Origin of the sequence: Gulosibacter sp. GYB002, from assembly GCF_036577665.1 — a bacterium.
Lineage (GTDB): Bacteria > Actinomycetota > Actinomycetes > Actinomycetales > Microbacteriaceae > Gulosibacter > Gulosibacter hominis.
The window spans coordinates 206632-222506 of sequence record NZ_JARBDD010000014.1; the positions used below are offsets into that span (position 1 = coordinate 206632).

Here is a 15875-nt window from a genome sequence, read left to right on the forward strand (position 1 = left end):
CGATATCAAGATATCTTATCGGGTGTTGATATTGGCTGATGACGTTTCGCTGGGTTTGGCGGCACGACGGGCGCACAGTCGAGCCAGGACGACGCTAAGAATCACGGCAAGCGCGTACAGCGGCACACCCATCACGATGCGCGCAGAAGCGAGCGCTTCAACCGCTCCGGCCTGATAGAGCGGTACCTGCACCAGCAGCCGGATGACAAACACACCCATCCACATGATGGTCAGCCCGTGCATCCACAGTCGCTGCCGACGCGATCGCCGCCAGTGCGCGAGCTCGGGCCACAGCAGCCCAACCACCACACCAATCAGCGGCCAACCAAAAGTGATCGAAAGCGCAAGTCCGACAGTCCACAGGGCGTTGATCCAAAGGCCGAGCACAAAATAATCGACCCCCTGACCGGTGGCAACGGCGATAAGGCCGCTCACGACCATCCCGAACAGCCCCGCAACCGCACCGCCGACAGGCTGTTTCATCACCAGCCGCACAATGATCGCCAGCACCCCAAGCGCTGCCGGCACGGCAACTGCCACACCCAGCTCACCAACAAACCGGAAAAGCAAAACGAATGTCAGGCTCGGAACGATGGCCTCGACAATCCCGAACCAGCCACCAAATGTTTCGAGCACCTGCTTCCCGCTCAGCTCGCCGTCCGCAGCCTTGCCAATTGCGCTGCTACGGGCCGCGTCGGTGAGCTTGTCGCGCAATTGCTCACGAGTCGCAGTGCTCGTTGACTTCGCCACCGACTCGTCAGTAGACGACGCTGACGCCGTATCTGCCGAGTTGCGCGGTTGCGGGTCGGTGGGCACTATTTTTCGCCACCGTTCTGCTGTTTGAGCAGTTGTTCACGAACTTTTTGCTGAGCGAGCTGAGCCGTGCGCTGCTCGGGAGTGGGTGGTGTTGCCTGTTGCTGCTGTGCTGCAGCCTGTGCCGCTGCCATCTGCTGTGCCATCGCCTCGGGCACCTGCAGTGGCAGCAGATCACGCGGCGGTACCGGATGCGCACCGCGCACAACCGTTAGACCGCGGAAGATCTCATAGAGCTTGTCACGAGCCTCGTCATCGACCGTTGCCTGCCCGGTAATGACCCCGCGCAAAAACCAGCGGGGACCGTCTACGCCGATGAACTCGACTCGCCGCTCAGGCTTACCGCCCGCAATCACCGGAACCTTGGCGTGCAACACGGTACCGAGATCGGTTTCACGCTCTTCAGCCGTGCCGCCCTGTTTGGCGAGCTGTTCGACGAGCTGTTCCCGCACCGAAGCCCAAAGTCCCGACGAGCGCGGGGTAGCAAATGCCTGCACCTGCACGCTCGATTCACCGTAATCCAGTGCAATTGCGACCAGGCGCTTGGTTTTTTCCTGCACTTCAAGCCGCAGCCCGAGCCCCTCTACCACCGGAATCCGAATCGCTCCGAAGTCGATAACGTTGCCGGCCTCATGGTCATCGGCCTCATCAAAAGGGCCGTTCTCTTCGCGGTCTTCGGGTGCCTCTTTATCACGCAGCCCTTCTTCGACCTCGAGTTCGTCTTCGACCTCGAGTTCTTCCTCATCGTCGAGGACGAGGCGATCAGCCTTTGCCCTGGGCTCTTCACGCTTGAAAAAATCAAAAAGTCCCATGAAACCTCTCCTGCAAATTTGCTGTTTTCAAACTACTCGGCCTCGGTTACGGCGCGCTGGCCATATCCACTCGAACCAAAGCCAGCATCGCCACGCTCACCGTTTGGCAGCTCGGTCACCGCTCGATACGTGATTTGCGGAATGGGCAGCACTAGCAGCTGGGCGATGCGGTCGCCGGCTGCGATCTCATATGCCTCGCGGTGGTCGGTGTTGAGCAAACACACCTTGAGCTCGCCCCGGTAGCCGGAATCAATGATCCCCGGGGCATTCACGATGGTGATGCCGTGTTTGGCCGCCAGCCCCGAGCGCGGGGCCACCAAACCGACCGTGCCATCTGGCAGCGCAACACTCGTACCCGTGGGCACCAGCGCGCGTTCCCCCGGCGCGAGCGTCAGTGAAATCGCCGAGACCAGATCGGCACCAGCATCGCCCGGATGCGCCTGAACTGGCTGCGTCCCGGTAAAGGGGATATCGAATGATTCGGTCATAGCTCGAGGTTACCGTGTCTGCGTCCCGAGGCGGCACGAGTGGTGACTGTCATTCAGCATCTGCACGGATGCATCCGCCCACAATGGAAGTGTGCGATTTCGAGAACGAGTAACCCCGACCATCTTCGCCTTCTTGGTGAGCGCGATGGTGATCCCGGCCGTACTCATCGTCTTTTGGCCGATCAATGCCACGGTCGGGATCATCCTGGCAGTCGCCTGCTATCTGGGGATCTGTCTCATGCTGTGGCTGTCATCGCCAGTTATCGAAATCGATTCGACAACCCTGCGCGTCGGCTCGGCACGGGTGCCGCTTCGCCACATCGGTGACGTGACCGCCTACGCCAACCGTGAGCGCGCCCGCATGGCCGCCGGCCCAGAATTGGATGCGCGCGCCTGGACTTGCTTGCGGGGTTGGGCTCCACTATCGGTGCGGGTTGAAATCAGCGACCCGCTCGACCCCGTGCCCTACTGGTTGTTCTCAACTCGCCGCCCTGTCGAGCTGCAGCGCGAACTCAAACGCGCGGCTGCGGCCGTACAGCAGCGCTAGCCACTGACAGCCACAACCGCGCGAAAAATACTTGGGCTACAGGCCCCGTTAGAAGGCGCAGTCGTTGCAGATCGGATTGCCCTCGGTCGACTGCGGCGACAGCTGCGAGCGGTGTTTGATCAGGAAACATTCCATACAGGTGAACTCATCGACCTGCGGTGGAATTACGACCGTCTCCAGCTCGACGTCCGAGAGATCGGCGTCGGAGAGGTCGAAGCCGTGCACGCCATCGCCCTGGTCGATGTCAACGTTATGAGAGCTCGACTGCGGCACTCGCTCTTTGAGAGCCTCGATCGAGTCGTTATCTTCTTCGCCTTTTCGGGGCGCGTCGTAGTCGGTTGCCATTACCATCCAAATTTCGGTTACCCGGGAAATCATTTCCCCGTCGGCGCGCTATTTTGCACGAACCTACACCATTGCGCAAGTGCCGACGCGCGGCGCGTCGAGCGCAAAACTCTCAAGTAGCACTTCAACCCGATTCCGCCACGATTTTTCGGCGCGCTGCGGTCATGTCGCCGCGCCGCGCTTGAGAGGCGAGAACATCACTGCATTGGCATCCGTATGGCTACGGCTTGAGAACCGGGAGGCACAGTGCAAGAGCTCCGTTTTGTGGGCGTCGAGCAGGGCGCCGTTATTGCAACCAACGCTGAGGGCGAACGTTTCCAGCTCGTCATCGATGAGGCGCTGCGCAATGCGCTTCGACCGCAGCCCGCACATCGCTCAACCGAGACCAAAACGGTGCCGCCACGACTGATCCAGCAGCTCATCCGGGCTGGCCGCACCGTGCGCGAGGTGGTCGACCAGACCGGTGCCGATCAAGAAATCGTCGAGCGCTTCGAGGGGCCGATTCTCGCCGAACGCGGTTATCTCGTTGAGCAGGCCCGCGCGGTGCCGGTGCGTCTGCAGCAGTCAATCGACCCGTTTGCCGGCGAGGGCGCTACCTTTGGCTCTGCAATTGACGAGCGGCTCGAGCAGCTTGGTGCCGAAAACGTACGCTGGGATGCTTGGAAAGACCCCGAATCGGGCTGGCACGTCGGCATTGATTTCACCACCGATGAGGTTGAGCGCAATGCACTGTGGGCGTTCGACCCCAAAAGCCAGTCACTCGACCCGCTCTCACCGGCGGCAACGAACCTGTCTCAGCAGGATGGCGCGGCACACGTTTCGGCACCGCATTTGCGTGCCGTCGACCACGGTAGCGCGGTGATTCCACTGGCATCTGCCGATGAATCATCCGATAGCACCGATGCTGCGGCACAGCGCCATAACACCCAGTTCGACACGGCCGATCTACTCGATGCGCTGCGTCGCCGCCGCGGCGAACGCGCCAGCGACCCGTACGACGAAGAGGCGGAATACGTTGACGATGAGTTTGATGAAAACTTCGTCGACGATTTTTCAGCAGCCCATGAGCCCGAGCGGGAAGCTACGGTCACCCCATTCCGTGCGACCGGCACCAACACCACACGCGCGGTCGATATTCCGCTCGCGGGCCTGGATGAAGACACCGAACTGGATGCGGATTCTGCGGCCGAGGAATCGAGCGCGGACACTGCTTCGAACGATCCTGATACTTCGGACGATGCCGCCGACGAAGACTCGGATGCTAGCCGCGGTGCCTCGCGCGCAGCTCGGGAATCGACTGACAGCACCAGCGAATCTCGTAGCGGCTCAGAAACCAACAGGCTCAGCTACGACACCGGATCCCTCGGTCGACGCGGCCGCTCCGGCCGGCCTCAGATGCCATCCTGGGACGAAATCGTATTCGGCACCCACAGCGACGATTAACCGGATCCGAGCACTCCAGCCGGCTGCACGTTGCGGTTAGCAAAAGGCGCTCTTGCCGGCAAAGGCACCGTGCCGCAGCAGCGGTACGAGCGTTTCGGCATCCGTAATTGACCCGTGCTGCCCAATCATCCGCCGTTTTGATTCGGGTGTGCCGGGAGCGTAATAGGTCAGCTCAGCGGTGGCGGCCACGAGCACATCCCCGATTCGGGCTTCGGCACGCGGATCAATTACCGCACCAAACCATCCCGCGGCGATCGCCTCGGCACGAGTGCACACCACTGCCTGCCCCGCCTCGTCGTCGGCGATCCGCTGGGAGAGCTCAAGACTCGCCCGAGGTGACGGGTCGCTGAGATAGAGGTGGCGCAATCGCGGCTCGCCCGCAATAGCTGCCACGCCGTCGAGCAGATCGGTGTTGAACTCGCGATAGTTTTCTTTTGGAATATCAACCATGCCGTGGTCGGCGGTGACCACCACCCCGATATCGTCCGGTAGCTCGTTGAGCAGCTGTGCGAAGGCAGCGTCAAGTTCTTCCAGCTGCTCAATCCAGGCGTCGCTACCGCATCCGTAGCGGTGTCCCGCCTGATCGAGTTCGGCGTGATAGAGATACACGAGGTGGTTGCCAGCTGCGCGACTCACACGCGCAGCAAGCTCGCAACGCTCCCGCATCGAGCCACCCGCAATGAATCGGGCACCTCGAAGCGACGCATTTGTCAGCCCAGAATCGGCATACTCGGCCACTGAAATCACCGTCGGGAGCACCCCATTACCGCGCAGCTGCTCGAACACCGTGGGGCGAAGCTGCCAGCTGGCTGGCTCCATCCCCGGCCCCCAGCCGCTGAGCTGATTGCGCAATACGCCGCAGGTCCGGTCCCACACCTCGTAGCCAACCATGCCGTTTTCGCCAGCGGCGCGCGCGGTGGTGAGCTGGGTGATTCCGGCAGCGGTTGTGGATGGAAACGAAAAGGCCGTCGCGTCCGCATCCCATCCCGATAGCAATCGCCGAGCGTGCCCGGATCGGGCCATCAGCGGGGCCACACCGAGCCCGTCCACGAGCATCACGATCACACCACGCACCGCCGGCAGCCCCAGCGAACCGGTCTCACCGCGGATCGCTGACAGACAATTCGGCATCACTGCGGCGAGTGCGGGCCGAGATTCCGCGCTGGTCAATACGATGGAGTTCACTCGGGCTAGTCTCCCACAGCCCGCGGGCCCGTTTCAGCAATCGAGGATTCGTAATACATGAGTAAGAGCCTTGCCACATTCGAGAGCCGGATTGACGATGTCGATGTCTCGGCCGAGATGCGCAGCTCATTCCTCGAATACTCCTATTCGGTTATTTATTCGCGTGCCCTCCCCGATGCGCGCGACGGTCTCAAGCCCGTGCAGCGGCGCATCCTCTATCAGATGACCGAAATGGGACTGCGTCCCGATCGCGGTCACGTGAAATCGGCCCGTGTGGTCGGTGATGTGATGGGTAAACTTCACCCGCACGGTGATATCGCCATCTACGACGCGCTGGTGCGTCTGGCACAGCCGTTCGTGCAGCGCGTGCCGCTGGTGGACGGTCACGGCAACTTCGGTTCGCTCGATGACGGCCCGGCAGCAGCTCGCTACACCGAGGCGCGCCTCACCGCGGCGGCGCTGGCGCTCACCGAATCGCTCGATGAGGATGTCGTCGACTTTGTGCCGAACTACGACAACTCGCTACAGCAGCCCTCGGTATTGCCATCGGCATGGCCGAGTCTGCTCGTCAATGGTGCCAGCGGTATTGCGGTGGGAATGGCGACCAATATGGCGCCGCACAACCTCGGTGAGGTGGTGGCTGCGGCTCGGCACCTGCTTGAGGTGCCCGACGCCACGCTCGACGAGCTGATGGAGTTTTTGCCCGGCCCCGACCTGCCCGGAGGTGCCCAGATTGTCGGTCTGGACGGCATCCGGGATGCGTACGAAACCGGTCGCGGATCGTTCAAAATGCGGGCCACCGCCAGCATTGAACAGATCACGGCACGCCGGCGCGGCATCGTCATCACCGAACTCCCCTACGGCGTCGGCCCCGAGAAGGTCATCGAAAAAATCAAGCAGGGCGTGCAGTCAAAAAAGCTCGCCGGCATTTCGAACGTTGACGATCTCACCGGACGCGACCACGGCCTGCGCCTGGTGATTGAGGTAAAAACCGGTTTTGCACCCGAGGCCGTGCTCGAGCAGCTTTACCGGCACACGCCGCTGGAAGACTCGTTTCACATCAACAATGTCGCACTCGTGGACGGCGGACCGCGCACGCTCGGGCTGATCGAGCTGCTCCGGGTGTATCTCGACCACCGTGTTGATGTGGTGCGTCGTCGCAGCCAGTTCCGTCTCAATCGCCGTCGTGAGCGGCTCCACCTGGTGGAGGGCCTGCTGATCGCCATTGTCGATATTGACGAGGTGATCCAGATCATCCGCTCATCGGACGATGCGCCACAGGCGAGTGAGCGACTCAAGCTCGTTTTTGATCTTTCGGATGCCCAGGCTGAATACATCCTCGAGCTGCGGTTGCGTCGACTCACCAAGTTTTCGCGCATTGAACTTGAGGCCGAGCGCGATCAGCTGGCACGCGAAATCGCCGAACTCGAAGCGCTGCTGGCTGATCGGCAGCTATTGCACGCCCAGGTGTCACGCGAGCTCGAATCGGTGGCCGATCAATTTACAACCCCGCGCCGCACGGTGCTGCTCAGCGAGGATGCGGTGGCTGCCTCGCCGCGCTCGAAAAAGGCCGTGAGTGCCGAGGCGCTGCAGGTGAAAAATGAACCCACCCGCGTGTTGCTATCGACTTCGGGCAAGATTTTGCGCGTCGACCTCGGCGATAATGACCTCTTCCCGGCGCCGAAACGACGCTCAAAACATGACGCCATCTTGGCGCAGGTTTCGTGCGCATCATTGGATGAAATTGCTGCGGTGACCAGCGCTGGTCGCGTCTACAAGATGGTGGCTTCATCGCTACCGGTCGCCCCGGCCGCATCCACCATCATGTCGGCGGGTGTGAATGCACGCGACTATTTCGGTATTAGCGACCGCGGTGAGCGAGTGGTGGGGTTGGTTGCGCTTGGCAGTGAAACTCCTCTCGCGCTCGGCACTAAAAACGGTGTCGTCAAGCGCGTCAATCCTGCTGATTGGGGCAAGCACACCGATCTGCCGGTGATCACGCTCAAACCGGGCGATGAGGTTGTTGGCGCTGCGCGAGCCGGCGACGATGCCCAGCTGGTGTTCATCACCTCAAACGCACAGCTGCTGCGCTATTCCGCATCGCTGGTGCGCCCGCAGGGAATCACCGCGGGCGGTATGGCCGGAATTAAACTCGCCCCGGGCGCGCGCGTGCTTGCCTTCGGTGTGATCACTGCCGATGCGGCCGAACGGGCGCGGGTGGTTACCGTTGCTGCACCAGTGTCCGACGACGATGGGCTCTTTGAAACGGATGCCTATGGCACAGCCAAGGTCAGCGCGCTCGAAGACTTCCCGCCGAAGGGCCGCGCGACCGGCGGCGTTCGGGCACAGCGTTTTCTCACCGGCGAATCTGAGCTGGCGCTTGCCTGGACCGGTGGCGAACCGCCACTGGCAAATGCGCGCGACGGCGCCATTCGGAAGCTGCCCGAGGAACTCGGTCGTCGCGACGGCTCGGGGATGCCGCTGGAGGGCGCGGTAGGTTGGCTCGGCGGTGCAATGGGAGACAACCAGGACTGACCGCGCTCGGCCGCACCAAGCTTTCCAATCTGCTATAAAACTGCTCACCAACAGTCACAGAGTGTCAGGCCAGTATCGAATCTCGCAGCATTTCACCACCTGGCGAGGTAGTTTTCGAGTTTTTCGCAAACTCTCTTTGTGAATCGCATACACAAGTGCGAAAAACGTGGCAATATGTCAGTTATGCGATGAAAGACGGCACCGAAGCTGTCGCCCATCGCTATGGCCGAGTGTCACTTCGATGCTCAACCATCTGAGTTCCCGCGAACACGACGAAGGAGTTGCAATGATGCAACCAACCCAAAAAACGCGTCCCGTCCGTCGCCTGATGTCGCTGGTGGCTGCAGCCGCCGGTGCGTCGCTGCTGCTCACCGGCTGCGTGAACAACGAAGCCGCCAGCAGCGGTGAGGGCGCTGGTGCTTCACAGGAAGCCAAGATTGAAGTCTCGAAGTCGGAAACCGCCTCGGCACTCGTCCCCGACGATGTCCGCTCGAGCGGTGTGCTGAAGGTTGGCACCGACGCTACCTATGCCCCCAACCAGTACGCCGGCGCTGACGGACAGCCTGTCGGCTGGGAGGTCGAACTGGTTGAGGCAGTGGCCGCCAAGCTCGATCTGAAGGTCGAGTGGTCAAAGCTCGGTTTTGACCAGATCATTCCCCAGGTAACGGGTGGCACCCTCAACATGGGTTCGTCGAGCTTCAGCGACACCCTTGAGCGTCAGAAGTCGGTTGACTTCGTCGACTTCTACAGTGCCGGCCTGCAGTTTGTGCGCGGTGCCGACGAAGACCCGCTGCCCGAGTCGCTGTGCGGTCTCACCATCGGCGCTCAGGCTACGACCACCTCGGACGACTACCTCAAGGCGGCGAGCGAGGAATGCAGCAAGGAGGGCAAGGAGCCCATCCAAATCCTGAAGAAGGATGGCCAGGACGAGGCCACCAACGATGTGGTGCTCGGCAACACTCCCTACATGCTCGCCGACTCACCCATCGCCCAGAACAGTGTGAAGGTTGCCGGTGATTCGGTGGCTCTTGAGGGTGACGTGTTCGATGCAGCGCCCTACGGCCTCGTGCTCGCCAAAGACTCGGAGATGACCGAGGCAGTTCGGGTGGCGATGCAGGAGCTCATGGACGACGGCACCTACACCAAGATCCTCGAAAAGTGGGGCGTTGAAGACGGTGCCTTCACCGAAGCAAAGGTAAACAGTGTCACTGAATAAAACTACTGGCAACGACACCGCGGTGGTTGCGGGTGAGCCCATCACCGCGGTGCCGCTGCGCCACCCCTGGAGAAATGTTCTCGCCGTAATCCTGCTTTTGGTGTTGGCGTTGTTCATCTACGACGCCGCCACTCGTGAGCAGTACCGCTGGCCGCTTGTCGGGCAGTACCTGTTTGATGTGCGCATCTGGCAGGCTGCGGGAGTCACCCTCGCGCTTACCGTCCTGTCGATGGTGCTGGCCGTAATCATGGGTCTGGTCCTGGCGGTCATGCGGCTGAGCGATAACCCGGTGTTGAAGTCGCTGTCGTGGCTTTTCCTGTGGTTGTTCCGCGGCACCCCGGTGTACGTGCAGCTGGTGTTCTGGGGACTGCTCGGCACGATCTATAAGACCGTGACCGTCGGCGTCCCCTTCACCGATGTCGAGCTGTTCACGTTCTCACCTTTCGAAGGGTTCAGCCTGTTCTGGCTCGCCGTGCTGGGTCTCGCGTTTAACGAGGCGGCCTATATGGCGGAGATTATCCGCTCGGGTATCCTCTCGGTCGATCGCGGCCAGGAAGAGGCTGCGAAGGCACTCGGTATGACCTGGCGGCACACCATGCTGCGGATCGTGATCCCGCAGTCGATGCGCGTCATCATTCCGCCCACCGGCAATGAGCTGATCTCGATGCTCAAGACCACGTCGCTGGTCACCGCGCTTGGCTACACGCTCGACCTCTATGCGCGTTCGCGCGAAATTTCGGCCGAGCTGTACGCACCGGTGCCGCTGCTGATCGTGGCGAGCATCTGGTACCTGGCAGTGACGAGCATCCTGATGGTTGGCCAGCACTACCTCGAGGCCCACTTCGCCCGCGGCATCGCGCCCGAGAAGCAGCGCCCCGACAACCGCACGGCCGAGCAGCTCGCCACCGGTGCTGTTGGCACCGCTGAAGACCCGACTAACACCAACACCACCGCACCGAAGGGAGACGGCGCATGAGCACGAACGCTACCGCAGCCACGCCAATGGTGCGTGCCGAACACATCGTGAAACGGTTTGGTTCGAACACGGTGCTGAAAGACATCTCGCTGACCGTGGAACGCGGTCAGGTGCTGTGCCTGGTTGGGCCTTCGGGCTCGGGTAAGTCGACCTTCCTGCGCTGCATCAACCACCTTGAAACAATCGACGGCGGCCGGATGTGGGTCGAAGATGAGCTGATGGGTTACCGGCAGCGCGGTGACAAGCTCTACGAGCTCGCACCCCACGAAGTTGCTCAGCAGCGTGCCGATATCGGCATGGTGTTCCAGCGGTTCAATCTCTTCCCGCATATGACGGTGCTCGAAAACATCATCGAGGCTCCGACGCGGGTGAAAAAGGTGCCGCGCAAGCAGGCCATCGATGAGGCCCACGCACTGCTGCGTCAGGTTGGTCTCGAGCACAAGGCTAAGTCGTATCCTGCCCATCTCTCGGGTGGTCAGCAGCAGCGCGTGGCGATCGCGCGTGCGCTGGCGATGAAGCCGAAGCTGATGCTCTTCGACGAGCCCACTTCAGCGCTCGACCCCGAGCTGGTAGACGAGGTGCTGCAGGTAATGAAGCAGCTCGCCGAAGACGGTATGACCATGGTCGTGGTCACGCACGAGATGGCGTTTGCCCGCGATGTGGGTGACCACCTGGTGTTCATGGCCTCGGGCGTGGTCGTCGAGGAAGGCGACCCCAAGGAGGTGCTCACGAACCCCCAGCGTGAGCGCACCCGCGCCTTCCTGCGCCGTGTGCTCTAGGTGTCATTTAGCGCTCGACAAAACGGGGCGGTGTCGCCATTGCGACACCGCCCCGTGGCGTTTTCCGCCGCCGTCGCTACTGCTCAGACTCGCCTTCACCGCACTCGTCGCGTTCTACCCGGTCGCGGTCGAGTTTTTTGAGATCGTAGAGCAAAAAATCAGCGTCGAGGATGCCCGAGGGCTTCTTCCCCACCCCGTTCATCCGGCCGATATCTTCAAACCCAAAGTTGCGGTGCAGTCGCAGGCTCGGCTCGTTCGCGCTGTCAATTACCGCCGCCACATGGGTGAATCCGGCATCCGCGATGGCGTGCATGAGCGCGGGGAGCAGCTGCTTGCCGAGGCCCAGACCCTGCGCATCCCGGTGCAGGTAAATCGAGTGCTCGACCACACCGGCCCAGGCATCAAACGGCCGGAACGGACCGCAGGAGGCGAAGCCAAGCACGTGGCCATCCTCTTCTGCCACCAGCACCGGATGCCCGGTGGCCCGACGCGACTCAAGCCAACCTTCGCGATCCGCTTCGGTTTCGGGTTCGATGCGCCAACTTGATGGGTTCGTAAGGGTGTCGGCGTTCAGAATCGCCACGATCTCGGGCACATCCGCCGCATTCGCTTCTCGAATTAGCACCCGATGACGTTAGCCAAGTGCCGAGCGAACCGCAAGCCCGCACCGATGTGCTGCCTAGGTGTCGATGAGTTCGGGCACAACTTCGTCGGCGCCGGCGATGATGAATTCTTTGCGCGGGGCCACTTCATTGCCCATCAGCAGCTCAAACACCGTTTCGGCCTCGGCCGCATCCTTCATCGTCATCCGCCGCAACAGTCGGTGTTCGGGGTTCATAGTGGTGTCCCACAGCTGGTCTTCATCCATCTCACCGAGACCCTTGTAGCGCTGAATCGGCTCCTGGTATCGGCGACCGGTGCGCTCGAGTTTCGCCAGTAGCTGCTGCAGTTCCTGTTCGCTATAGGTGTAGATGGTTTCGTTTGGTTTTTTACCGGGATGCACCACCACGACCCGGTGCAGCGGTGGAACGGCCGAATAGACCCGACCGGCTTCGAGCATCGGACGCATATAGCGGAAAAACAGGGTCAGCAGCAGGGTTCGAATATGCGCACCGTCGACGTCCGCATCCGACATGATGATGACCTTGCCATACCGGGCCTGATCGAGATCGAAGGTGCGTCCCGAACCGGCACCAATCACCTGAATGATGTTGGCGCATTCGGCGTTCTTCAGCATGTCGGCAAGCGATGCCTTCTGCACATTCAAAATTTTGCCGCGGATCGGGAAAAGTGCCTGCACTTCGCTGTCACGCGCCGGTTTTGCGGTGCCGAGCGCCGAGTCACCCTCGACGATGAACAGCTCGCTGCGTTCGACATCGTTTGAGCGGCAGTCAACGAGTTTCGCCGGGAGTGACGAGTTTTCGAGCGCGTTTTTGCGACGCTGCGTCTCTTTGTGAGCGCGCGCCGAAATGCGGCTTTTCATCTCGGTGACGACTTTTTCGAGCAGCATCGAAGTTTCGGTTTTGTCCTGCCGCTTTGTCGACCCAAACCGCTCTTTCAACCCCGCCGTAACCGCCTTCGACACGATTTGCCGCGCCTGCGGGGTTCCGAGCACCTCTTTGGTTTGGCCCTCAAATTGCGGTTCGGGGATGCGCACGGTCACCACGGCGGTCAGCCCGGCGAGCACATCGTCCTTTTCAAGTTTGTCGTTACCAACCTTGAGGCGGCGCGCATTTTTTGTGATTTCATCTCGCACCACTTTGACGAGGGCCTGCTCAAAACCGGCCAGGTGGGTGCCACCCTTGGGGGTTGCGATGATGTTCACAAAACTGCGCTGTGTGGTTTCGTAGCCGATCCCCCAACGCAGGGCAACATCGACGTGCATCTCGCGATCAACCTCGCGCGAAACCATATGTCCCGAGGCTTCATCGAGCACCGGCACGGTTTCGACGTACTCCCCCGACCCCTGAATGCGCCAGGTTTCGGTGACGGATGCATCCGGTGCCAGATATTCGACAAACTCTGAAATACCGCCCTCATAGCGGTAGGTTTCAACCTCGGGTTCGTCGGGATCGCGCCGGTCATCGATGGTGATTGCCAGCCCTGGCACCAAAAACGCGGTCTGTCGAGCGCGTTCCTGCAGCTTTGCCAGATCAAATTCGGCGTCCTGTACGAACACCTGCGGATCGGCCCAGTAGCGCACGCGGGTGCCGGTGACACCGCGTTTTACCTTGCCGAGTTGGCGCAGTGACGCTGATCCGGGATGCTCGGTGAATTTGGCATCGGGTGTCGGTTCGGCCTTGCCGTCGGCAAATTCGCCGGCCACGCCGCGGCGAAAGCTCATCGCGTGGGTTACCCCACCGCGGTCAACTTCAACATCGAGCCGCGCCGAGAGCGCGTTCACCACTGAAGCACCCACACCGTGCAGACCACCTGCCGCGCCATAGTTGCCGCCGCCAAATTTGCCGCCGGCATGCAGTTTTGTGTACACCACCTGCACACCGGTCATACCGGTGCGCGGCTCAATATCGGTGGGAATACCGCGTCCGCGGTCGTGCACCTCAACCGAGCCGTCGGGATTGAGCCGCACCAAAATTTCGTCGCCGTAGCCGCCCAGCGCCTCATCGACGGCGTTGTCGATGATTTCCCAAAGGCAGTGCATCAGGCCGCGCGAATCGGTCGAGCCGATATACATACCCGGCCGCTTCCGCACCGCCTCGAGTCCGTCGAGCACCTGCAGCTGTGCGGCTGAGTAGTCGTTGGCCAATGCGCCTCCGGTAGCGGTGTGAGAGCGAATAGATACAGCAAAAATCTATTGCCGTTCCTCCCAATCTCCCCTCAGGCGCACCGGCCTTCGATAAACCAATCGCTAGAATTGTCGCCAGCCAACGACCCCGATTGAAAAGTGAGCTTCGCCCGTGGCAAATCTGCGTTTTTCGTATTTTCTTGAGCGTGCCAGGGCCGCGAATCTGCCACGGGTGTGGCAGATGGCTGGCGCTATCGGCCACCAGTTCCGCAAGCCGAGGCTGAATGTGTTCTGCGACATGCTCTGGTCGGCCGCTCGCTACGATTGCGCCTTCCAAGACTTCCAAGACTGGGACTTTGCGATTCTGTCGCGTGCCGAGCGCCGCACCTACATCACGCATCCGATGTCGAACCGCTATGCTCTGCAGCTCAACACCGACAAGCGTGCCAACCGTGATCTCAGTGATAAGTCGCGTTTTAACGTGCGCTTTAGCGATGTGATCGGACGCGAGTGGCTCGACGTGCGCGAAACAAACGAGGATGAACTCGCGGCATTCCTCAATCGGTTCACGGATGTGATGGTGAAGGTTCCCGATTCACTGGGAGGCAAGGGGATCGAACGCATCCGCACCGCCGACGTCACGGATGTGGCTGCTTTTCGCGCTGAACGGATGCGTAACCGCCAGTTCCTGGTTGAGGAATTTTTGCAGCAGCATCCTCGTATGGCCGAACTCAATTCGTCGAGTGTCAACACCATGCGCATCGCCAGCTATAACGATGGCAAGCGAGTGCACATCCTTTGCCGGGCACTGCGCATCGGTGCCGGTGGCGACGTCGATAATTTTTCGGGCGGCGGTATGTACACGATGCTCTCGCCCGAGGGTACTGCGCTCTACCCGGCATTCGATGATGCCAACGCCACCCACGGTATCCACCCGCTGACCGGTGTGCCGATCGTTGGTTTTGAGGTGCCGCTTTTTGCCGAGGCCATCGAGGCGGTCAAGGCTGCGGCACAGCGCATCCCTGAGGTGCCCTATGTGGGCTGGGATGTGGCGATCGCCCCCGATCGGCCGGTTCTGATCGAGGGCAACTACAACACCGGCGTATTCCAGGCCAAGCCCTCTGTTTCGGGGCTCCGTCGCGGTTTGCTGCCGGTGTATCGCGCCGCAATCGGGCACTAGCGGTCGCGGCTCAGCTGGCCGCCGCAACGCATTGGGCGTGCGACACCGAACACGGTAGTCGCACGCCCAATCTGTTGCCAGACTCTGGCTATTTGTCGTTTCGCGGCCGGATAATTCCCATCGGTGTCGACTGGGTGCCCTGCCCGAGCGGGTTATCGGCGAGCACCCGAGCCCAGTGCTCGTTGCGTTTGTGGTCGAGTGTTGAGCCGAGAATATTGCCGCCAATGTCGTTGATGTCGACGATCAGCACGTCCACCCGGTTGCCGAGCAACACTTTCAGGTCGGTAGCAACCCGGTTGGGTTGTGCGGGACCAAGCACCACCGAACGGTCGTAGGGCGGGATTGTACCCTCTGTGGGGCCGTCAATCGCGCGCGCCTTTTCACCGGCGACGCGATAAAAATCGCCCGAGCGGCGCAGGAGTTTTTTCGACACCACCGACACCGCCGCGGCCAGCAGGATGCGCGGTGTACCGCATTCTCGCAGCGCCATCTCCATAGTCTCGGGCATTCCGAGTCCGATGCCGTGCGGGGTGCGAGTCACATACTTTGACAGCACGGTGGCCAGTCGCCGGGGCTTGATCTCTTCAAGCAGCATCGAGCGGCCCTGCGTGATTGCCACGATTTTTTCGGTGACAAACAAAATGTCGCCGTCCTGCACCACGGGAGCCGCGTAGGTGCGCACGACCTGACGGAGGTCGTCATCGGGCATAACCACATGGGTTTTGATCGGTAGCCGGTCGTAAGCCACGCCGTCGGCCGTATTGGTGAGGGCCTTGCCCTCGTTTGCCTGCAGTTGTTCTGTCACAGCCC

The 15875-nt window shown here is 61.3% G+C and carries 15 protein-coding genes; 7 read left to right on the top strand and 8 right to left on the bottom strand.

Annotation, left to right across the window (positions count from 1 at the left end; all coding sequences use genetic code 11):
* Nucleotides 1-15 precede the first annotated feature (15 nt).
* The 3 genes from PV375_RS08965 to dut are packed head-to-tail and all read right to left on the bottom strand — an operon-like array spanning nt 16 to nt 2113.
* Entirely contained in the window at nt 16-816 is an 801-nt protein-coding gene (locus PV375_RS08965; protein WP_332106996.1) for a DUF3159 domain-containing protein, read from the bottom strand.
* The gene (locus tag PV375_RS08970) at nt 816-1625 is read right to left on the bottom strand and encodes a DUF3710 domain-containing protein (protein WP_332106997.1); all 810 of its coding nucleotides are present in this window, start codon (nt 1623-1625) and stop codon (nt 816-818) included. The genes PV375_RS08965 and PV375_RS08970 overlap by 1 nt, the downstream gene beginning before the upstream one ends.
* 32 nt (nt 1626-1657) lie before the next feature.
* Entirely contained in the window at nt 1658-2113 is a 456-nt protein-coding gene (gene dut / locus PV375_RS08975) for a dUTP diphosphatase (RefSeq protein ID WP_332106998.1), read from the bottom strand.
* A 91-nt stretch (nt 2114-2204) separates the two neighbouring features.
* Here dut and PV375_RS08980 point away from each other — a divergent pair, with 91 nt between their 5' ends.
* Nucleotides 2205-2660, top strand: a complete 456-nt coding sequence (locus tag PV375_RS08980; RefSeq protein WP_332106999.1) for a DUF3093 domain-containing protein — start codon at nt 2205-2207, stop codon at nt 2658-2660.
* A gap of 48 nt (nt 2661-2708) precedes the next feature.
* Here PV375_RS08980 and PV375_RS08985 read toward each other — a convergent pair whose 3' ends face one another.
* Nucleotides 2709-3005: a DUF4193 domain-containing protein gene (locus PV375_RS08985; RefSeq protein WP_201516869.1), complete on the bottom strand. Its 297-nt coding sequence runs from the start codon at nt 3003-3005 to the stop codon at nt 2709-2711.
* 246 nt (nt 3006-3251) lie between these two features.
* Between PV375_RS08985 and sepH the strand changes: the two genes are divergently transcribed.
* A complete protein-coding gene (gene sepH / locus PV375_RS08990; RefSeq protein WP_332107000.1) occupies nt 3252-4448 on the top strand; it encodes a septation protein SepH in 1197 nt (398 codons plus the stop codon).
* Nucleotides 4449-4484: 36 nt separating this feature from the next.
* Here sepH and PV375_RS08995 read toward each other — a convergent pair whose 3' ends face one another.
* Nucleotides 4485-5633 carry an alkaline phosphatase family protein gene (locus PV375_RS08995; RefSeq protein WP_332107001.1) on the bottom strand — a complete coding sequence of 383 codons (1149 nt, stop codon included), beginning with the start codon at nt 5631-5633 and terminating at the stop codon, nt 4485-4487.
* Nucleotides 5634-5690: 57 nt separating this feature from the next.
* On the opposite strand from PV375_RS08995, the gene PV375_RS09000 reads away from it, so the two are divergent.
* From PV375_RS09000 to PV375_RS09015, 4 genes are all read left to right on the top strand, one after another.
* A complete protein-coding gene (locus tag PV375_RS09000; RefSeq protein ID WP_332107002.1) occupies nt 5691-8168 on the top strand; it encodes a DNA gyrase/topoisomerase IV subunit A in 2478 nt (825 codons plus the stop codon).
* A gap of 286 nt (nt 8169-8454) precedes the next feature.
* Nucleotides 8455-9384 (top strand): ABC transporter substrate-binding protein, encoded by a 930-nt coding sequence (locus PV375_RS09005; RefSeq protein ID WP_332107003.1) that lies wholly within the window; start codon nt 8455-8457, stop codon nt 9382-9384.
* Nucleotides 9371-10360, top strand: a complete 990-nt coding sequence (locus PV375_RS09010) for an amino acid ABC transporter permease (RefSeq protein WP_201516866.1) — start codon at nt 9371-9373, stop codon at nt 10358-10360. The genes PV375_RS09005 and PV375_RS09010 overlap by 14 nt, the downstream gene beginning before the upstream one ends.
* Nucleotides 10357-11139, top strand: a complete 783-nt coding sequence (locus PV375_RS09015; RefSeq protein ID WP_276529507.1) for an amino acid ABC transporter ATP-binding protein — start codon at nt 10357-10359, stop codon at nt 11137-11139. Before PV375_RS09010 ends, PV375_RS09015 begins: the two co-directional genes overlap by 4 nt.
* Nucleotides 11140-11215: 76 nt before the next feature.
* Here the strand turns inward: PV375_RS09015 and PV375_RS09020 are convergent, their stop codons facing one another.
* Complete coding sequence (locus tag PV375_RS09020; RefSeq protein WP_332107004.1) at nt 11216-11764, bottom strand: GNAT family N-acetyltransferase; 549 nt, start codon at nt 11762-11764, stop codon at nt 11216-11218.
* A gap of 54 nt (nt 11765-11818) precedes the next feature.
* A complete protein-coding gene (locus PV375_RS09025) occupies nt 11819-13906 on the bottom strand; it encodes a DNA gyrase/topoisomerase IV subunit B (RefSeq protein WP_332107005.1) in 2088 nt (695 codons plus the stop codon).
* 151 nt (nt 13907-14057) lie between these two features.
* Here PV375_RS09025 and PV375_RS09030 point away from each other — a divergent pair, with 151 nt between their 5' ends.
* Nucleotides 14058-15065, top strand: a complete 1008-nt coding sequence (locus tag PV375_RS09030; RefSeq protein ID WP_332107006.1) for a sugar-transfer associated ATP-grasp domain-containing protein — start codon at nt 14058-14060, stop codon at nt 15063-15065.
* An 88-nt stretch (nt 15066-15153) separates the two neighbouring features.
* Here the strand turns inward: PV375_RS09030 and PV375_RS09035 are convergent, their stop codons facing one another.
* Entirely contained in the window at nt 15154-15870 is a 717-nt protein-coding gene (locus PV375_RS09035; protein ID WP_332107007.1) for a coenzyme F420-0:L-glutamate ligase, read from the bottom strand.
* Nucleotides 15871-15875 lie beyond the last annotated feature (5 nt).

What these genes read in the sequence shown, in the direction of transcription:
- PV375_RS09015 (WP_276529507.1), top strand. Translation starts at nt 10,357, where the DNA reads ATGAGCACGAACGCTACCGCAGCCACGCCAATGGTGCGTGCCGAACAC.
- PV375_RS09000 (WP_332107002.1), top strand. Translation starts at nt 5,691, where the DNA reads ATGAGTAAGAGCCTTGCCACATTCGAGAGCCGGATTGACGATGTCGAT.
- dut (WP_332106998.1), bottom strand. Translation starts at nt 2,113, where the DNA reads ATGACCGAATCATTCGATATCCCCTTTACCGGGACGCAGCCAGTTCAG.
- PV375_RS08985 (WP_201516869.1), bottom strand. Translation starts at nt 3,005, where the DNA reads ATGGCAACCGACTACGACGCGCCCCGAAAAGGCGAAGAAGATAACGAC.
- PV375_RS08970 (WP_332106997.1), bottom strand. Translation starts at nt 1,625, where the DNA reads ATGGGACTTTTTGATTTTTTCAAGCGTGAAGAGCCCAGGGCAAAGGCT.
- PV375_RS09005 (WP_332107003.1), top strand. Translation starts at nt 8,455, where the DNA reads ATGATGCAACCAACCCAAAAAACGCGTCCCGTCCGTCGCCTGATGTCG.